17 protein-coding genes and 1 pseudogene are annotated in these 19,213 nt (G+C 61.4%); 15 read left to right on the top strand and 3 right to left on the bottom strand.

Annotation, left to right across the window (positions count from 1 at the left end; translation table 11 throughout):
- Positions 1 to 332, top strand: a 332-nt coding sequence (locus BN2476_RS48475; RefSeq protein WP_235850974.1) for an electron transfer flavoprotein subunit alpha/FixB family protein, incomplete at its 5' end; no start/stop codon positions are given.
- Between the two features lie 359 nt (positions 333 to 691).
- Positions 692 to 1,879: a beta-ketothiolase BktB gene (gene bktB, locus BN2476_RS26645; RefSeq protein ID WP_087737215.1), complete on the top strand. Its 1,188-nt coding sequence runs from the start codon at positions 692 to 694 to the stop codon at positions 1,877 to 1,879.
- A 162-nt stretch (positions 1,880 to 2,041) separates the two neighbouring features.
- Here the strand turns inward: bktB and BN2476_RS26650 are convergent, their stop codons facing one another.
- Entirely contained in the window at positions 2,042 to 4,780 is a 2,739-nt protein-coding gene (locus BN2476_RS26650) for an MGH1-like glycoside hydrolase domain-containing protein (RefSeq protein ID WP_087737216.1), read from the bottom strand.
- Between the two features lie 440 nt (positions 4,781 to 5,220).
- Positions 5,221 to 5,493 (bottom strand): hypothetical protein, encoded by a 273-nt coding sequence (locus BN2476_RS48485; RefSeq protein WP_328590398.1) that lies wholly within the window; start codon positions 5,491 to 5,493, stop codon positions 5,221 to 5,223.
- Between the two features lie 238 nt (positions 5,494 to 5,731).
- On the opposite strand from BN2476_RS48485, the gene BN2476_RS26660 reads away from it, so the two are divergent.
- Positions 5,732 to 6,127: a hypothetical protein gene (locus BN2476_RS26660; protein ID WP_087737283.1), complete on the top strand. Its 396-nt coding sequence runs from the start codon at positions 5,732 to 5,734 to the stop codon at positions 6,125 to 6,127.
- A gap of 746 nt (positions 6,128 to 6,873) precedes the next feature.
- Positions 6,874 to 7,776 carry a hypothetical protein gene (locus tag BN2476_RS26670; RefSeq protein ID WP_143811051.1) on the top strand — a complete coding sequence of 301 codons (903 nt, stop codon included), beginning with the start codon at positions 6,874 to 6,876 and terminating at the stop codon, positions 7,774 to 7,776.
- A 295-nt stretch (positions 7,777 to 8,071) separates the two neighbouring features.
- On the opposite strand, the gene BN2476_RS26675 is transcribed toward BN2476_RS26670, so the two are convergent.
- A complete protein-coding gene (locus BN2476_RS26675) occupies positions 8,072 to 9,148 on the bottom strand; it encodes a LacI family DNA-binding transcriptional regulator (protein WP_087737220.1) in 1,077 nt (358 codons plus the stop codon).
- Between the two features lie 419 nt (positions 9,149 to 9,567).
- On the opposite strand from BN2476_RS26675, the gene BN2476_RS26680 reads away from it, so the two are divergent.
- From BN2476_RS26680 to BN2476_RS48490, 11 genes and pseudogenes are all read left to right on the top strand, one after another.
- Complete coding sequence (locus tag BN2476_RS26680) at positions 9,568 to 9,987, top strand: RidA family protein (protein WP_087737222.1); 420 nt, start codon at positions 9,568 to 9,570, stop codon at positions 9,985 to 9,987.
- Between the two features lie 117 nt (positions 9,988 to 10,104).
- Positions 10,105 to 11,412: an MFS transporter gene (locus tag BN2476_RS26685; protein ID WP_235850975.1), complete on the top strand. Its 1,308-nt coding sequence runs from the start codon at positions 10,105 to 10,107 to the stop codon at positions 11,410 to 11,412.
- A gap of 64 nt (positions 11,413 to 11,476) precedes the next feature.
- Positions 11,477 to 12,127: a flavin reductase family protein gene (locus tag BN2476_RS26690; protein ID WP_087737224.1), complete on the top strand. Its 651-nt coding sequence runs from the start codon at positions 11,477 to 11,479 to the stop codon at positions 12,125 to 12,127.
- Positions 12,128 to 12,265: 138 nt separating this feature from the next.
- Positions 12,266 to 13,429, top strand: a complete 1,164-nt coding sequence (locus tag BN2476_RS26695; protein ID WP_087737225.1) for an acyl-CoA dehydrogenase family protein — start codon at positions 12,266 to 12,268, stop codon at positions 13,427 to 13,429.
- The gene (locus BN2476_RS26700) at positions 13,419 to 14,945 is read left to right on the top strand and encodes an AMP-binding protein (protein WP_087737226.1); all 1,527 of its coding nucleotides are present in this window, start codon (positions 13,419 to 13,421) and stop codon (positions 14,943 to 14,945) included. The genes BN2476_RS26695 and BN2476_RS26700 overlap by 11 nt, the downstream gene beginning before the upstream one ends.
- Before the next feature lie 12 nt (positions 14,946 to 14,957).
- Positions 14,958 to 15,752: a citryl-CoA lyase gene (locus BN2476_RS26705; RefSeq protein WP_087737227.1), complete on the top strand. Its 795-nt coding sequence runs from the start codon at positions 14,958 to 14,960 to the stop codon at positions 15,750 to 15,752.
- Positions 15,749 to 16,216: an acyl-CoA thioesterase gene (locus BN2476_RS26710; protein WP_235850976.1), complete on the top strand. Its 468-nt coding sequence runs from the start codon at positions 15,749 to 15,751 to the stop codon at positions 16,214 to 16,216. Before BN2476_RS26705 ends, BN2476_RS26710 begins: the two co-directional genes overlap by 4 nt.
- Positions 16,213 to 17,013, top strand: a complete 801-nt coding sequence (locus BN2476_RS26715) for an enoyl-CoA hydratase/isomerase family protein (RefSeq protein ID WP_087737229.1) — start codon at positions 16,213 to 16,215, stop codon at positions 17,011 to 17,013. Before BN2476_RS26710 ends, BN2476_RS26715 begins: the two co-directional genes overlap by 4 nt.
- Positions 17,010 to 18,020 carry an amidohydrolase family protein gene (locus BN2476_RS26720; RefSeq protein WP_160111758.1) on the top strand — a complete coding sequence of 337 codons (1,011 nt, stop codon included), beginning with the start codon at positions 17,010 to 17,012 and terminating at the stop codon, positions 18,018 to 18,020. Before BN2476_RS26715 ends, BN2476_RS26720 begins: the two co-directional genes overlap by 4 nt.
- A 31-nt stretch (positions 18,021 to 18,051) precedes the next feature.
- Positions 18,052 to 18,801, top strand: coding sequence for an electron transfer flavoprotein subunit beta/FixA family protein (locus BN2476_RS26725; RefSeq protein WP_087737286.1), 750 nt, complete (start codon positions 18,052 to 18,054; stop codon positions 18,799 to 18,801).
- A 26-nt stretch (positions 18,802 to 18,827) separates the two neighbouring features.
- Positions 18,828 to 19,213: pseudogene (locus BN2476_RS48490) on the top strand (electron transfer flavoprotein subunit alpha/FixB family protein); the annotation flags it as partial.

The raw sequence follows: 19,213 nt of genomic DNA on the forward strand, positions 1-19,213 counted from the left end.
GTGGTCTGGGCAGCGGCGAAAACTACACGAAGGTGCTGGAGCCGCTCGCGGACAAGCTGGGCGCAGCGATGGGCGCCTCGCGCGCAGCCGTCGATGCGGGTTATGTGCCCAACGACTATCAGGTCGGCCAGACGGGCAAGATCGTCGCGCCGCAGCTGTACATCGCGGTGGGCATCTCGGGCGCGATCCAGCACCTGGCGGGCATGAAGGACTCGAAGGTGATCGTCGCGATCAACAAGGACGAAGAGGCGCCGATCTTCAGCGTGGCGGACTATGGCCTCGTCGGAGATCTGTTCACGGCGGTGCCTGAACTCGTGCAAGGACTTGGCTGACGGAAGGCGGTGCCTCGCTCGACGGAATCGGACGAGGGCGAGTCCTAAGGCTAGCGAAAGGCCGCGGTGCGCGCCCGCGTTTTATACCCCCAGCAGCAATGACCTACATTGCGACCGCGCTGCTACGCCGAGCACGTTTTGCCGCAGGCGCCGGCGCTCGAAGCCGCGATTACGAGCGCGAAAGGCACCGGGGGCGTGCTCGTGCTGTCAGAAGACCAGTTCTGGTCCACCCCGAGCGCCTGTCCCCGACGAACAGGAACCACGAGATTCTCAAGCCCGCGTCGCAATGCGATATCCGCAAGGAATGGCACGCTGGTGTTCGACGGACTGCCGTCATGCAAGTATGAAAGGAGCAGAGAGTGAATAAGGAAGTGGTGGTGATCAGTGGTGTCCGTACCGCGATCGGCGAGTTCGGCGGCAGCCTGAAAGACTTCGCGCCGACCGAGCTCGGCACGATTGTCGTGCGCGAAGTGATGGCGCGTGCCGGCGTGGCGGGTGACGAAGTCGGCCATGTCGTGTTCGGCAACGTGATCGCAACGGAGCCGAAGGATTTCTACCTGTCGCGGGTCGCGGCGATCAATGCGGGCATTTCGCAGGCGACGCCGGCGTTCAACGTGAACCGGCTGTGTGGCTCGGGCCTGCAGGCGATCGTGTCCGCTGCGCAAACGATCCTGCTCGGCGATGCCGATATCGCGATCGGCGCAGGCGCAGAAAACATGAGCCGCGCGCCCTACATCTCGATGGATGCGCGCTTTGGCGCGCGAATGGGCGACATGCGGCTCGTCGACATGATGCTCGGCGCGCTGAACGATCCGTTCGATACTGTGCCGATGGGCGTCACCGCGGAAAACGTCGCGCGAAAGTTCGGCATCACGCGCGAGCAGCAGGATGCACTCGCGCTGGAGTCGCATCGTCGCGCGGAGCGCGCCATCGCCGAAAGACGCTTCAAGAGCCAGATCGTGCCGGTGACGCAGATGGTCAAAGGCCGCGAGGTGACGTTCGACACCGACGAACATGTGCGCCACGATGCGAGCCTCGACGATTTCGCGAAGCTCAAGCCGGTCTTCGCGAAGCAGAACGGCAGTGTGACGGCCGGCAACGCATCGGGCATCAACGACGCCGCGGCCGCCGTGCTGATGATGTCGCGCGAAAAGGCGGAACAACGCGCCATTAAGCCGCTTGCCCGGCTAGTCACCTATGCGCACGCGGGCGTCGACCCGATGTACATGGGGATCGGGCCGATACCGGCGACGCGCCTGGCGCTCGAGCGTGCGGGCCTTTCCATCGCCGATCTCGACGTGATCGAAGCAAACGAGGCGTTCGCCGCCCAGGCGTGCGCCGTCACCCAGGAGTTGGGATTCGATCCGGCCTTGGTCAACCCGAATGGTTCGGGCATTTCCCTCGGCCATCCGATCGGCGCGACCGGCGCACTCATTACCGTCAAGGCGCTATACGAGTTGCAGCGCATCGGCGGGCGTTATGCGCTCGTGACGATGTGCATCGGCGGCGGGCAGGGCATCGCCGCTATCTTTGAAAACCTTCAATAGTGGCACGCGTTCGCCCGGACGGACGCTGGCACGGCAGCTCCACTCTGACAGCGGACCCTCGCCCAATAAGTGCGCAAGACTACAAGCGTCCGACTCGCCGCGCAGTAGGGCGTCGCCGCGCGCGGCAAATCGGGTTGGCCGCGTTTCGGACGTATTTCCCCCTCACTTCCCGTCCATCTGTTCTCCGCCCGCCTGTTGCCCGACGACGCTGGCCATGACGCGCCAGCGGTCGCTTTCCAGAACGGTTTGAGCGTCGATACGCCCGAACAGGTCCAGCAGAGGTGCGACGAGACCCGTCCAGCCCGTCTGGTGACTGGCCCCAAGCCCCGCACCGTTGTCTCCATGGAAATACTCATAGAACAGGATCAGGTCGCGCCAATGCGGATCGTCCTGGAACTTGTCCGCCCCGCCGTAGACAGGGCGCCTCCCATCCGCATCGCGCAGAAACGTACCCGTTAGCCGCCGCACGAGCTCTTGCGCCACTTCGAACAGCGTCATGTAATGCCCCGATCCGGTCGGGCATTGAACCTTGAACTCGTCGCCGAAAAAGCCGTAAAGATTCATCAGTGCCCTGACAATCAGCATGTTCACCGGCATCCACACGGGACCGCGCCAGTTGGAGTTTCCGCCGAACATGCCCGTATTCGATTCAGCCGGCAGGTATTGCACCGTGTAATCCGTCCCACCGACATTGAACACGTATGGATGCTCGAGATGGCAGCGAGAGAGCGAACGAATGCCGTGCGGCCCGAGGAACTCGTTCTCGTCGAGCAGGTATTCGAGCACGCGCTCGAGTTTGCGCCTGTTCAGGATCGACAGGAGCCGGCGTCCCCGATGGCCGATGAAGCCCGCATCTGTCGGCGCCACATGGGCGACCAGCTCCGGGTAGCGTTTTCGGAATTGCGCGATCAGCTCCATCAGTTTCGGATAGCGCGTGACCGAATCGGCTTCGAACACCGTCGACGCGCACAGCGGCAGCAGTCCTACCATTGACCTTACCTTCAGGCGCATGGTCCGGCCGTCCGGAAGCCGCAGCAGGTCATAGAAAAAGCCGTCCTGCTCGTCCCACATCTCGTCCGGATGGTCCCCGCGCCGGTCCATCGCGTAGGCGATCCACATGAAGTGCTGGACGAACCTGAAGGCGATCTCCTCGTACATCGGATCGTATTCCGTCAGGATGATTGCCATCTCCAGCATGCACTGGCAATAGAACGCCATCCATGCCGTTCCATCCGCCTGTTCCAGGGTTCCACCCGTCGGAAGCTGCGCGCTGCGATCGAATACGCCGATGTTGTCCAGCCCCAGAAAACCGCCGGCGAAGGCATTACGGCCTGATGGATCCTTTCGGTTCACCCACCAGTTGAAATTGAGCATCAGCCCCTGAAACGAGCGCTCGAGAAAGCGCGGGTCAGCACGGCCCAGCGCTTTCCCATACTTGTAGAGCCAGAGCGTGGCAGCGGCATGCACGGGAGGATTCACGTCACTGAAGTTCCACTCATAGGCTGGGATCTGGCCGCTTGGGTGGACATACAGCGTGCGCAACATCAGCAGCAACTGCTCCTTCGCGAAATCGAAATCGACCAGCGCGAGAGAGATCGTGTGGAAAGCCAGATCCCAAGCCGCGTACCACGGATACTCCCACTTGTCCGGCATGGAGATCACGTCCGCATTCAACATGTGGAACCACCCCGTATTGCGCACATCGGGCCGCTCGCCTTCGAGCAGGGGATGACTCCCATGCTCGCGCAGCCACAGTTCGAGATCGAAGTGGTAGTACTGCTTGCCCCACAGCATGCCCGCCAAAGCCTGACGGTGAACCCGGCGCTGGTCTTCCGTCAGCGATTTGGGCGCAATTCGCGCGTAGAACGCGTCCGCGTCGGCGATGCGCTCGTTGAACGTGTTCTCGAAGCCGTCAAAGGCGTTGTCGCGCTTTACTGCCGTCAGGCGCAGCCGGATCGTCGCGTTGCCGCCGCCGGGTACGTCGCACACGTAATGGGCCGCCGCCTTGGTTCCCGTCCTGGCGGGATTCACAGCCTCGCGCTGCCCTGCGATGACGTAGGCATGGAACGCGTCCTTGACATAGGGTGACACGCCGGGTCGGTTCCACAGACGCTGTGCGTTGCTTTCGTTTTCTGTGAAGAGCAGTTCCGTCGCGCCGTCGCAATAGAGCCAGTACTCACCCAGCTCATGATGCGTCGCACGAATGACGCCTGAGCCCGCTTCGCACAGCGATGGCCTGCCATCGTCGTCGTCCCACGACCACGTATTCCGAAACCATAGGGTTGGCAGAACGCGCAGCCTTGCCCCCTCCCGCGCGCGGTTGTGCACGGAAATGCGCACGAAGATGTCTTCCGGACCTGCCTTCGCGTATTCGACGAACACGTCGAAATACCGGTCGTCGTCAAAGACACCCGTATCGAGCAGTTCGTACTCGAGTTCATCTCGCGATCGTTTCCGGCTGGTCTCGACCAGGTCACGGTACGGATACTCACGCTGCGGATATTTGTACAGATACTTCATGTACGAGTGCGTGGGTGTGCTGTCGACGTAGAAGTAATACTCCTTCACGTCCTCGCCATGATTGCCCTCGCTATTGGTCAGGCCAAAGAGGCGCTCCTTCAGAATCGCGTCGCGCTCGTTCCATAGCGCAAGCGCGAAGCACAGCCGCTGCTGGTCGTCGCACAGTCCGCCGAACCCGTCCTCTCCCCATCGGTAGGCGCGCGAGCGGGAATGATCGTGGGTGAAATAGTTCCAGGCGTCGCCGCCTTCGCTGTAATCCTCGCGGACCGTCCCCCACTGCCGCTCGCTGAGGTACGGCCCCCATTTCTTCCACGGCACTTGCGCGTCACGCGCGTCGTTCAGGCGTTCTTGTTCCGCAACGTCGACGATTACAGGAGACATGCTTTTCCTCCGTTACGGCTGCATGAGTTCAAACTCGACGAAACACACGAGGGCGCATCATCGTGCGCGATACAGGCAACCACGGTATACCGGCAGCGCGTTGCTCCCTTTAACACTTCGGAACGTATGAGTGGTAATTCCGGATCATCCTCGAAGGACGCGGTGGTGCGGAGCGGTCCATTTTCCTCAACATCATGCCTATGTTTTCAGGTATACGGCGGGTCGAGGGCATCCCGTGGATACTTTCACAATGTAGGAGCCGGCACCAGGCAAGGCAACACGGTGTTGGGTTGGGAACCTGGGGAGACAACAAACGACCGCTGTCCTGAAAGTGCTGCCGGATAGGCGCCGCCCGATGCAATGTCGGGAACGGGTCCGTCATCAGGCGCCCGCAGGTAGTCTGCGGCATTCCGAAGTTCGCGACTGCAATGCGCAGGCGGTTAGCGAAGAACGATCGTCCGTTGGCGGCGTACGCGCGTTAGTACGCCATGGTCGCAATGATGTGGCTCTGCCGCCGGGCATCGATTGACGGCAGCGGAAGCGCCGCAATGACACGCGTACTGCTGCGGGATGTTATCGGTGATCTCGCCGTCAACCGTTTGACCGTGATCGATAAACAGTTCCTGGCCGGTCTGGATGACGATGATGGCAAGAATGAACATGCGATCGCCGGTCTTGATTGCCTCGCAGTTGGATGCACACGCCTGGTTCAGGAAGCGGGCACTGTTGCCCCGCGGCTGCCGTCAATCGCGAAGCCGCTAAAGATACGAGGACAATTCAAGACAAACAGAGACATGCTTGCGGCAATGCATGACGTCACCTATAAAACCCGTGAGCGCTCTTTTTTGGCGGCCACTTCCCGGCTTCGGGTTTCCCGGTTCGCCGCTCCCTGGAGACTCGCACCGTGACCGGGCGGTGGATAGTGACTACGTCGCTCAACGGGGGATCTTGATGCGTGCCTACCTCTCTTTTCCCTTGTCTGCCTTGCTGCTGCTGATTGCGGGCTGCAACACGCCGCCGATTCCGCCAGGTAAGCCCGTCGATATTCCGACTGCGCTCGAGCAGGTCCTTGAAGGCCTGTGCAATTTCAGGAAGACAGAAGCGGCGCGAAAACAGGATTGGGGCGTTTCTATCGACTCGATTACCGTCGAACTTGACCTGACCGTCGATGGCGCGAGGAATCCTCCCGTCGCAGTCGCTCCAGATATTCAGTTCATCCCGACGGTCAGCTATGGACAGATCATCACGGCGAACAGAGGAAGCCGACTGGTGCTTTCGCTGAAAAACACCGGCACCACCAACTCGTCCGCTGGTCCCGATTGCACTGCCTCCAGTCCGGCGAAGTAAAGGGCGATCCTGGGACGCCAGGGACGCCGCGGTCCCGCCTCCGCACCCACCTGCGTTCGTCGTCGGCAGATTCCGGCTAGAAACTCATCGCAAACCCGAATGACACGCCGTGTACATTGTGTCCGAACACATATCGCACCATCGCTCGCGTAAGGGTGACGATGACGGGATACCCACTCTTGAGCGGCAAGGCCGGGAATGCACAGTGACGCCACCGTCCCGCTGATGCCGGCCACACACCACCGCCGTCCTGCGCGATTGTCGTCGCTGCGAGATCGCTGAGTGGCCGCAAGTCGCCGACCACGAGGTTCGCAGAGCCGCGCGCACTCAATGCTATTCTCCCTGCATGCCAGGCCCAATCTCTCCGCTACGATCCGGCGACGAACTCGAGAGGAAGAGGCTGGAGTACCTCGGAAGCGGTCGTTGCGCTGCTCTGGGCTCGAACAGCCGTTGAGGGGCCGGAAGCAGTCACTCGACTTCAGCACCCGAATCGTTGACAATTCCGCTCATCTTCCGCGCACCCCGCGCCGGATAATCATGGGCAGAAAGCAGTTTCTGTCGTCTGTCACGGACGTAAATCGCGCTAGGCCGAACTCCAAAAACAAAGAATTAACTATCGTCGGAGCAACGGGGAAATGGACCGTAGACATGCGCTAGTTGGATTCGTACTGACGTTCCTTGCAGGCTTCTGGGTGGGACATCATGGGACAGCCGTTCAGAAGCCGGAAATCCGGAAGCTTAGGGCGATGCCTGCCATCCCCGTCTGGAGAAATCCTCAATGCGTTACGGCGAATATCAAAGAAGACGAGCACTTTGAAATTGCCGCCTCAACTCTGGAGCATGTAGCGCCGAACTCGCCCGACTGGCTCGCCATTGGAGCCGAACGCTCGCTGAGTGAGGACCTGTATCGTGGGAGTCCAGGGAAGCTTGGAGCGAGGGTGTGTACTCCAGCAGCGATTTATGGCCGTGTTGCCGCGGCGTTCGCGGGAAGCGCCCTCAACAAGGGCAGGTTTGACCGCCATGAGCTGAGGCTAGCCTCCCATTTGCAACCTACGCCCGCTAATGTCGTCGATGCCGTGGCGCGAGTAGCGCTTTTTCCGCGGCCGGTAATCGACGACGATAGCGGTGGACAAATCGACGGCGATATTCGGCCATACGCATTGACCGTTTTGGCAGGCTTTGGACACGAATCGGCACGATATGCAGCCGAAGCATTTGAACAGATCTCCAGTGAGAACTCCCTTGGAACCGGCGCGGCGCAAGTCGCAGCGGCCGGTGGACAGCCAGGCGCACTCTCGCGGATAGAGTCTCTTATGAATGAACTTCTTGCCACGGTCCCGGACGACAAACCGATACCACTGGCGACTCGCGATCGACTTTATGAGCTGTCGTGGGCAATCTATTTTTCAGGCGAGTCCGCAAAAGACCACGTAGCACCGGTTATTAGGCTTATGGGAAGGCATGTGCAGAGTGGTGCGCCTCCATTCGGCATAGTCAGTCTTCATCCGAAGAGGATGTGTGAAGTGCTGTCGAAGATCTATGGCGACGACAAGCGGGTGAGCGTCGAATTTCCATACTGCGCCGACGAAAGCCCATTGGAATCGTATCCCCAAGGCGCGTTCGCATTTTCGTCGGCGCAAGCCCAGTGAGACACGTCCGATGGGCACTTTACCCCACCGGATGTGTCCGCTTTCGGGTCTCGATGGGAGACTCTTACGGGTCCGATTTGGTGCGTTCACTGTCCGCCCGGGCTCGGCCGATTGTTGCCGCTCATATCATCCACAAACCCGTCATTCGATCGGTTGAATCCGCATCCGACGGACGCTCTTAAACTATGCGGAATCTAGCTCTAACGTGATCGCTTGTGCTTGCGGCTGCGAGGGTTACGCTGACTATAGCAAGATGGTCCCGCAGGTCTAAAAAAGCGCCAGGAACGCCTGTCGCTTACGCTTGAAGGGCGCGTGTCCGTTTGGGCGGGTTTGAATTGCGTTCCACAGGATTTGGACTTTGAATGCGATGAGGCCCGTCGGAAGCGCGGATGATCAGTTCCGGTGCCCAGACTTCCTGGAGATCATGCGGTGGCTTGCCCGCAAGACGCTCGAGCAGCATTTCCGCCATGCGCTTGCCCGCACGATGCGTCTCAGCCGAAAAGGTCGTCAGCGAAGGCTGGACGTAGCGCCCGATCGGATGATTGTCTCCGCCGATCACGCCGACATCGCGTCCGGGCACTCGCCCGGTTTCCGCGATGCCGCGCATCACGCCCAGTGCGATCAGATCATGGCCGCACACGATGGCAGTGGGCGGGTCCGGCAGCGCGAGCAGCCGGCGTGCGGCGTCTGCCCCACCTTCTTCCGAGATCGCCGCTTCGACGCACAGCGACTTGTCGAACTTGATCCTTGCGGCGCGCAACGCTTCCGCATATCCCTGATGTTCGAGATGGCTGAACATCAGGTACTCAGGCGCATGGACGAGCGCAATCCGGCGATGACCCAGCGCGATGAATCGCGCGCAACCGGCGCGACCCACGACGTGATGATCGATATCGACGTAAGGATAATCGCTGGACGTTTCGCTGCGGCCAAACGCGACGAACGGAATATCGCGCTCGAGCAGGTAAGCGATGCGCTCGTCTTGCCGGCGCGTGCGTCCGAAAAGTAGCGCGTCGACACGCTGGCGCTCGATGAGACGCTTGAAGACATCGATTTCCGCTTCCACGCTGCGAGCGGAAGCGACGATGACCTGATAGCCGCTGTTGTCCATTGCCTCGTTTACGCCCATCAGCATATCGAGAAAGAACGGGTGCGCGAACGACGTTTGCGGAGGCGAGACGACGAACGCGATCGTGTCGGCCGATTGCCGTCGCAAGCGGCGCGCGGCCGGATCCGGAGAAAAGCCGTGTCGCTCGGCGGCCTCGAGTACGCGCTTGCGCGTCTCGGAACTGACGTCCTCCCGGCCGTTCAGTGCCTTCGACACCGTACTGACGGAAAGCTTGAGCGTAGCCGCAAATTCCTGGATGTTCATTCCAGCTTTTCTCCTTCAGGTTCGCTTTGATCGACGCATCGAAAACGATTATCGACATTGTACGCCGGCCATTGCGATATCTCGAATTTGCAGCGTCACGTATATCTAAAAACGATTTCGGTACTTCGACCCTGGCGCGCGCTTCGACGACTGCTGTGGCGTCGGTGTTTACCCCTTGATTCCGCCTCGATATCAGTGGCCATGCGCGGCGTGTGCATGCCAAACGCCTTGCTCGGCGCGGCTCTCTGGAAATCCTGGTCACCGAAGGTTAGCAAAAAACGATTTCGGAGAAATTTTCATCTTGCTTGAATTTCCCGAAATCCACTGCTATCTTGATATCGAAATCGATTTCGTAATCGGGCCAGCGATGCGAGCACCTCGGCGGACGAGGCGAGCATCTCCGGCGCATCTACTAAAGGGTGAGCGTTTTGATCGAACATGTCGTTACTCCGAAGGCGCCTTTACCACGAGGGCACTACGCGCAAGCCACCAAGGCAAACGGCTTCGTTTTCGTTGCGGGTCAGTTGCCGCTGATGAGCGGCGAAGATGTTGTGCTTGCAGAAGGGCTCGAAGCGCAGGTTCGTCAGGCGCTCTCGAACGTGCGCGAAGTACTTCTCGCGGCAGGCAGCGATATCGGCCAGCTTTTAAGCGTGCAGGTCTACGTTTCTGACATCGAAATCTGGCCCCGTGTGAACGACATTTATCGCGAGTTCGTCGGGCATCCGGCGCCGGCTCGCACGGTCGTGCCATGCGGGCAGCTGCACTACGGTGCGCAGGTGGAAATCAGTGCGATTGCCCTTTGCGGCGACGCTTCGCGCACAGGCGATGGGGGCGCGTAACGACACGGTCGAATCGAAACACAGGTTTTGAAAGGTTGCGCTGTCCCGCGGACGCCATCGCCAGAACCGGCGCTGCGACAAGGGGCAGTCCATCTGCGGAGTTCCAATTAGGAGGTCATGGTGCAGGTATTTGATTGGTATCGGGTAGCCGCCCCTGCAGAACGGCGGACGTTCTGGGGGTGCTTTTGCGGTTGGACGCTGGATAGCTTCGACAATCAGGTTCTGGCTTTTCTTCTGCCGACCCTGATGGCCGCATGGCACTTCTCCAAGAGCGAGGCGGGTCTCATCGCAACGTCATCGTTGCTGGCCGCCTCGATCGGCGGATGGGTGTCGGGCATTCTCAGCGATCGCCACGGACGTGTCCGCGTTCTGACGGGATCGATCATCTGGTTCACGGCGTTCAGCGTGATTGCCGGCTTCACCGGTTCGTATCATCAGTTGTTGATCGTGCGTGCGTTGCAGGGTGTGGGGTTCGGCGCCGAATGGGCAGTCGGCGCCGCGCTGATGGCTGAAGTCATCAGCCCGGATCATCGTGGTAAGGCGCTCGGCCTGGTGCAGAGCGGCTTCTCCGTCGGTTGGGCGCTCGCCGCCGTCGTCACGGGCGTGCTGCTGGCGAATCTGCCTGCAGCGATTGCATGGCGGACGGCGTTCTGGGTTGGCGTGGTGCCCGCGCTGGTTGTGCTGCTGATCCGACGATACATCCCGGAGCCGGAAATGTTCCGCGAGATGAAGAAGGCGACGGGCGGCGCGATTGTCGCGACATGGCGCTCAGCGTTTCGAAGCGATGTGCGGCGCGCCAGTCTCCTCGCAGCGCTTCTCGTGACCGGGCTGCAAGCGAGCAGTTACGCGCTGATGATCTGGTTGCCGACGATGCTGGTCCAGGTGCGCCATTTGCACGTATCGTCTGTCGCGCTGATGGCGACGATGATGAGCGCCGGCTCGTTCATCGGGCAAGTCGGCTTCGCTTACCTCAACGACTCGCTTGGCCGACGCTCTAGCGCGATTGCCTTCTGTCTCTTCGCCGTGCTGCTGACGGGGTGTTATCTGTTCGTGCCATTGGACGCGTGGATGTTGGCGGTGTTGGGATTGCCCGTCGGTATGTTTATCAACGGCGCGTTTGCCGGCATAGGGCCGATGTTGTCGGAGCTGTTTCCGACTCAAATCCGGACGACCTGTATGGGCTTTTCATACAACGTCGGCAAGTCGGTTGGGGCGCTGAGCGTTGCCGCGGTCGGCGTCGTGGCGGAGCGCATCGGCATGGTGGGCTCGATCGCCGTGTTCTCGTTCATCGGCTATTTCTGCGCGCTGGTTGCGTTGAGCTTCCTGCCTGAGACCCGCGGCCGCGATCTCACCCGTGTCGCACCCATCGACGACCCGTACGATCAGATCGATTTACTGAAGCAGGCAAGTCCTACGCGGCGATAGATGGTGAGCCGTGAACGTCGTCGCGTCGCTTGCATATACAGACGTTGAATCACTGGAGGCATGCATGAGTAGTGAATCGGAAGTCGAGGCCATCGATTCCGTGCCGGCTGTCGAGTTTTACGATCCCGCCGCGGGCCACGGCCTGCCGCACGATCCGTTCAAGGCAATCGTTGCGCCGCGCCTGATCGGCTGGATATCGACTCGCTCGGCGAGCGGTCAGTTGAATCTCGCGCCGTACAGTTTCTTCGGCGCATTCGCATCGTTCCCGCCCATCATCGGCTTTTGCAGCGAGGGCCGCAAAGACAGTCTGCGCAACATCGAAGAGACGCGCGAATTCGTCTGGAACCTCGCGACGCGGCCGCTCGCCGAGCAGATGAATCGCACGTCGGCGCCTGTCGGACCCGATGTCGACGAGTTCGAACTGGCGGGACTGACGCCCGTTGCGGGGCACAACGTGTCGGTGCCGCGCGTCGGCGAGGCGCCGGCGGCGCTCGAATGCAGGCTCTTGCAGATCACGCAGCTGCGCGATCTGGGCGGCGGCCCAACCGACAACTGGCTCGCGCTCGGGCAGGTGGTGGGCGTGCATATCCAGAAGGCGTATCTGAAGAACGGCCTGTTCGACACGCACGCCGCGCAGCCGATCATGCGAGCGGGCTATCTCGGCGACTACGCGCAGATCGGCGGGATATTCCAGATGTTCCGCCCGACGATCTGACGGTCGTCGCGCGGCGGCGGTATTCGTTTAACTTTGACAGAAAACGATTTAGCTAATATCGACTCGTACTTGTCATTTGTAGCGATACGATGCCAATAAATTTGTCAGAAATCGTTTTCTGTATTACGTGAGAAAACCATGACCCAACTTGACAACGAAGTGTCCATGATCCGGGAAACCGCACGCCGGTTCGTTCGTAACCGGCTCGTACCTCTCGAGCAGCAGATCGAAACCGACGATGACGTCAGCACGGAGCTGCTTGCACAGTTGCGCTCCGAAGTCGCGGCACTGGGCCTCTACGGATTCAATCTTCCCGAGAGCATCGGCGGACCGGGCCTCCCGGCCGCAGCGAAGGTGGCCATACTCGAGGAAGTCACGCATACGTCTGTGCCGCTGAGCGAGGTATTCGGCCATCTGCCGCTGCAACTGACGCAGGCCGACGATCGCCAGCGCGCCGAGCTGCTGCCGGACATTCTGTCGGGCAAGAAGACTGTCACGTATGCGCTGACCGAGCCGAACGCCGGATCGGATCTCAGCGGACTTCGCGCGCGGGCGGAGAAGGTTGCGGGAGGTTGGGTGCTCAACGGAAGCAAGCACTTCATCTCGCACGCCGAGACGGCCGACTACATCATCGTGCTTGCCGTCACGGAGCCGTCGGCGGCGCTGAAGAACAAGCTCACCACGTTCATCGTTCGGCGCGGCAATCCGGGCGTCGTCGGGATGACGCGTTATCGGAAGATGGGCTGGCGCGGATACCACCTGAACGGCTTCACGCTCGAAAACTGCTTCGTGCCCGATGAAGATGTGCTCGGCGCGCGCGACGCCGGCTTTCTGGGCATGATGCAGTCGATCAATCACGACCGGCTTTTGTCCGCGAGCCGCTCACTCGGCCTTTCGGCGCGCGCGCAGTCGATGGCCTGCGAGTACGCGCTCGAGCGCAAGGCATTCGGCGCGAATCTCTCGCAACATCAGGCGATCCAGTTCATGGTCGCCGACAATGATGTCGAAATCGAAGCGGCGCGCATGCTGATTTGCACGGCTGCGGAGATGATCGAGAGCGAAGATCCGCGAGCGCATGTCGCGGCATGCCGCGCGAAGCTCTATGCGAGCGAGATGGGATGCCGTGTCACGGATCGCGTGCTGCAGATTTTTGGCGGCATGGGCTACATGACCGAGCTCCCGATAGAACGCTTTTACCGCGATGCCCGCGCGTTCCGTATCGGAGAAGGCACGTCGGAAATGCAGCGCATCCAGATCGCGCGCGCAGCATTTGCCACGGCGGGAGGTCGTCATGGCCTTTGATCTGCTCGAATCAGGCAACGCGGATCTCATCGCACTGCATCAAGGCGAACGGACGCTGACGCGTGGCGAACTGGCCATCGCATCGCGGCGGGCTGCTTCGTTCCTGCATGAGCTTGGCGTCCGACGAGGCGACACGGTCGCGGTGTGGCTGCCCGACGGAGCCGTGTGGATGCAATTGTTCTTCGCCGCGGCGCAGCTCGGCGCGTTGATCGTTCCCGTCAGTACACGCTTCAGGCTGCAGGAAGCGCTGCACGTCGTGAAGACGGCGAATGCGCGCGTGCTGGTCGCGCCGCAGCGGTTTCTCGACTTCGACTACGCCGGCGCGGCCAACGAAATCAAGGCTTCCTGCGATCAGTTGCAGCGCGTCGTCGAAGTGTCGCAATTCGATGCCCCCGGATGGGCCGGATTCGAGCCGTATCCGGGATGGGAAGGCCGCGACACGGATCTGCTTTGCACGTTCTTGACGTCGGGTACGACGGGGGCGCCGAAGCTCGCCGTCCACACGGCGGGCGGGATTGCACGGCATGCGCGCAACGTCGGTGCGATCAACGAGATGCGCGTGAGCGATGTCGTGCTGTGCGCGCTGCCGCTCTATGGCGTGCTGGGATTCGTGCAGGCGATTGCGGCGCTCGCCGCAGGCGCGGCTTGCGTGCTGTTGCCGGTGTTCAAGGCGGATGCGGCGGCAGCCGCCATCGAGCGGCATCGCGTCACGCATTTCTTCGGCTCCGATGCGATGTTCGACATGGTGCTCAACGCCGGTGACTACTCGCTGGCCAGCTGGCGTCGCGGCGCCTTTCCGGAATATGCGGGCCTCGGCAAGAGCGTCATCGCGAAGGCGTGGGCCGCGTGGGGCGTGCGGTTGACGGGCTTGTACGGCATGTCCGAATGCTTCGCGATGACAGCGATGCGCGATGCCGAAGGCGACGCGGAGCAGCGCGCTGTACCGGGCGGCACCCCGATTTCTCCGGAGATCGCGTTTCGTATCGTCGATCCTGCAAGCGGTGCGCAACTGCCCGACAGACAGCAGGGCGAACTCCAATTGCGCGGCTATAACGTGATGTCGGGCTATCTGAACAACCCCGTGGCGACAGCCAGCGCCTTCACGGCGGACGGCTGGTTCAGGACCGGCGATCTCGCCTACGCCGACGGTCGCGCGTTTTGCTACGTCGGCCGCATCAGGGACAGTCTGCGTCTGCGCGGCTATCTCGTCGACCCTGCCGAGATAGAGAACTTTCTCGCGCAGCATCCGGGCGTGCTCGCGGCACAGGTCGTTGGCGTGCATGTGGACGGCGAAGGGGACGTGGCCGTCGCCTTCGTTCTCGGCTCGACGACTCCCGTCACCGAGGACGAACTGATCGCCTGGTGCAAGCAGGGGATCGCCGGCTTCAAGGTGCCGCGGCGCATCGTGACGATCGATGCGTTTCCCCAGCGCGACGGTCCCAACGGCGTGAAGATTTTGAAGAACGTGTTGCGGGACATGGCATCGCAATGTCTCGGCCTCGCTCAAACCCTGTAACGGAGATCAATCATGAAGCAAGCGGAAATCCGCTCGGACATTGCGTGGGCAACGCCGAAGAAAGTGGTGATTCACGGCCTCGACCTGTGCGAAGAAATTGTCGGCAAGATCGACTTCGGCCAGATGGCGTTTCTGCAACTGTTCGCGCGACTGCCGGAAGAGCGCGAATTGCGCATGTTCAACGCGATGATGGTCATTCTGGTCGAACACGGTATTACGCCGTCGTCGCTGGCGACGCGCATGACGTATGCCGGCGCACCCGAAGCGGTGCAGGCTGCAGTCGCCGCGGGACTGCTGGGATTGGGTTCGGTATTCGTCGGCTCGCTCGACAACGCCGCGCGGCTCTTGCAGGAATCGCTGCCAGACCCGGACAACGTACCGGACATCGACGCGCTTGCGCGCCAGATCGTCGACGACCATCGCGCGCGCAAGGAGATCCTGCCGGGTATCGGGCATCCATTTCACAAGCCGGTCGATCCTCGCGCACCCGCGCTTTTCCGGGTCGCGCGAGATGTGGGATATGACGGACCCTATATTCGCCTCATGACGGCAATCGGCAAAGAAGCGGAGCAAAAGCTCAATCGTTCGTTGCCGGTGAACGTCACGGGCGCGATGGCCGCCGTGGCGTCGGAGATGGGCGTTCCGTGGCAGATCTGCCGTGGGTTGGCAGTGTCCGCGCGCGCGGTGGGCCTCGTGGGTCACATTCTCGAGGAAATGCGTCAGCCGCTTGCGACGACGCTCTATCTGCGCACCGAACATGAAGCGAGTGCGCATCTGATCCCGAAGGCGGATCAGGAAGAGCCATGACTCGTTTCGGAGCGGACGGAATGCGCGTCAACGTGCAGCGTCGCGACTTTCGTTTCTGGACTGAGGAGAAGCTGAGAAACGCGGACACGGATCAGTTCAGGCACGTCAACAACGCCGTGATCGCGACATTCTTCGAGGCGGCTCGTATGGAAATTTTCGCGCCGCCCGCGATTCGTGCGCTGATGGGCGGCGCGAATCTCGCCGTCGTGAGGTTGCTGATCGAGTTCAGTGCCGAGTTGCATTTTCCGGGGCGCGTGCGCGTGGGAAGCACGGTCGTCGAAGTGGGACGCACATCGTTCAGCGTCCGGCAGGGCCTGTTCGGCGGCGCCCGCGTCGACTGCTGTGCGGCAGCGCAAGCCGTGTGCGTCCTCGTGCACGGCGAAACGCGGTGTCCTCACCCCGTCGCGCCCCAGTTGCGCGCATACCTGTTGAGCCGCGACGACGACACGGAGACTTTTGCATGAAGGGGAATAAGGTTCTGTACGAGCGGCACGCAGAGATTGCCGTCGTGACGCTGAATGATCCTGACAGGCGCAATGCGCTGTCGCGTGAGATCGTGCGCGGGCTGACGGGTGCATTGAATACCGCTTCGCGCGAAGGCGTACGCGCTGTCGTGATCGCCGCGGCTGGTTCCGCGTTTTGCGCGGGCGCGAATATCGACGATCTTCGCGACGGCTGGATGGAATGTCCGGACCCGGACGAAGATCCGGCGGTGATGTTCAAGCGCATCGCCGGGTTCGATCGGCCCGTGATCGCGGCCGTTCACGGTGCCGCGCTGGGCGGCGGAATGGAACTCTCGCTTGCGTGCGATCTGGTCGTCGCGGGCGCTTCAGCGTGGTTTTCGATGCCGGAGTTGGGGCATGGCGTGATTCCGAATACGGGCCTCGCATTGCTTGCACGTGTAGTCGGCATTCGCAGGGCATTCGAACTGATATTGACGCGCCGACGCGTGTCCGCGGATGAAGCGCTCGACATCGGCCTCGTCAACCGCGTGCTGCCTGCAGACGAAGTGCTCGATGATGCGTTGTCTCTCGCGGAACAGATCGTGGAAGCAGTGCCGCCAGGCGCACTGAAAGCGGCGAAGTGCAATCTGCACGCTCACGTGGCGACCGACTGGCATCGCGTGCTGCGTTCGCCGCTCGATGTTCCAAAGCAGGAGTGGCAAGAAGGACTTACCGCCTTCACGCAAAAGCGAGCGCCGGATTACGCGCGCTTCTGGGCGGAAGTCAAAGCGAACCCGGATCAACGAGGCCAGCCGTGATAGTCGATCTTCATGCACACGCGCTCGATGAACAATTCATTCACGATCTGTCGAAGACGTCCGTGGCCGGACTGCGCGCAGAACGCGGAGAGGACGGCTATTGGGTCATTCGCCGGCAGGGCGATGACCGCAAGAGTTCGATCGATCCGAATCTGCACGATCTGCCAAAGCGGCTTGAGAGTCTGCGCAGACGCGATGTGGAGCTGCAGCTGTTCGCGCCGCCGCCGTTCATGCTGGCGTGGCCTGGGGGCGCGTCGAGCGTCGAGCTTGTGCGTGCGTTGAACGAAGCGAGTCATCGCGTTTCGCAGCAATCGGGCGGACGGATGGAGATGCTGGCCGTCCTCGCACTCGACGAGCCCGACATGGCCGCTCAGGAGCTGCAGCGCACCGTCGACGAGCATGGCGTGCGCGGTGTGATGATGCCCAGTTCAGCAGGAGGAAAACCACTCGATGGCCTCGAATTCGCGCCTTTGTTTTCGCTGATCGAGAAGCTCGGACTGGTTGTTTTCATGCATCCTGCTTCAGCCGTCACATCGGAGCGGTTCGGCATGTATGGCGTGCACGTGCTGGTCGGCTGGCCATTCGAAACCACGCTGGCCGTGACGCGCATGATCTTCGAAGGGCTGTTCGAGCGTCATCCGCAACTGAAGCTGGTGCTTGCACATGGCGGCGGAAATCTCGTGTTCTTGCGAGGCCGTCTCGATTCGGCCTATCGGGCGACGGGCTGGGAAGCCGATCCGTATTTTCGCAAGAACATCAGCTGCCCGCCGAGCGAGTACCTCGATCGGCTTTACTACGATACCTGCGCGCTGAGCGAAGACAGCAATCGCTTCGTGATCCAGACGATGCGCGCAGAGCGTGTCGTGTTCGGTTCGGATTATCCGTTCGATATCGGCGATCCCGAAGGACGGTGCACGGTGCCCGTCGTGGATGCGCTGCCTGAGGCGCAACGGGAATTGATCTACAACGGGAACGCGCTACGGCTGCTCGAACGCGCGGGACGCTAACGCGTGAATGCGGCATTTGAAGGAGAGCAATGTGAAGGTGTTGGTTTCAGTGAAGCGGTCGGTGGACGCCAATGTGAAGGTCCGCGTGAAGTCGGACAACACCGGTGTCGATCTCGCCAATGTGAAGATGTCGATGAATCCGTTCGACGAAATTGCCGTCGAGGAAGGGGTGCGGCTGAAGGAAGCCGGCGTGGCTAGCGAGGTCATTGCCGTTTCGTGCGGTGTCGCGCAATGCCAGGAAACGCTTCGCACGGCGCTGGCGATCGGCGCGGATCGCGCGATCCTCATCGAATCGAATGAAGACCTGCAGCCGCTGGCTGTTGCCAAGCTGCTGAAGGCGCTGGTCGACGGGGAACAGCCTTCGCTGGTGATCCTCGGCAAGCAGGCCATCGACGACGACTCGAACCAGACGGGCCAGATGCTCGCCGCGCTCGCGGGCCTGCCGCAGGCGACGTTTGCGTCGAAGGTCGTCGTGGCTGATGGCAAGGCGACCGTGTCGCGTGAAGTCGATGGCGGCGCGGAAACGCTGTCGCTGAAGCTCCCAGCTGTCGTGACGACGGATCTGCGCCTGAATGAGCCGCGCTATGTGACGCTGCCGAACATCATGAAGGCAAAGAAGAAGCCGCTCGAAACCGTGAAGCCCGAAGACCTGGGCGTCGACGTGACGCCGCGTCTGAAGACGCTGAAAGTCAGCGAGCCCCCGAAGCGTTCCGCTGGCGTGAAGGTGCCGGACGTGAAGACGCTGGTCGAGAAGCTCAAGACGGAAGCCAAGGTGCTTTGATCGACGGACATGCGGAGACGAAAGAAATGACGATTCTGGTAATTGCTGAACACGACAATGCATCGATCAAGGCGGCGACGCTGAACACGGTGGCCGCCGCGCAGAAGATCGGTGGCGACATTCACGTGCTGGTCGCGGGCCACAACGCACAGGCAGCCGCGGAAGCCGCATCGAAAATTGCAGGCGTCGCCAAGGTGCTGCTTGCCGATGCGCCGCAACTCGAAGCGGGCCTGGCGGAAAACGTCGAGGCGACGGTGCTGAACATCGCGAAGGACTACTCGCACATCCTTGCGCCCGCGACGGCCTACGGCAAGAACATCGCGCCACGTATCGCCGCGAAGCTCGACGTCGCGCAGATCAGCGACATCACGGCCGTCGATAGCGCCGACACGTTCGAGCGCCCGATCTACGC

This window comes from Paraburkholderia piptadeniae (assembly GCF_900007165.1).
Classification (GTDB): domain Bacteria; phylum Pseudomonadota; class Gammaproteobacteria; order Burkholderiales; family Burkholderiaceae; genus Paraburkholderia; species Paraburkholderia piptadeniae.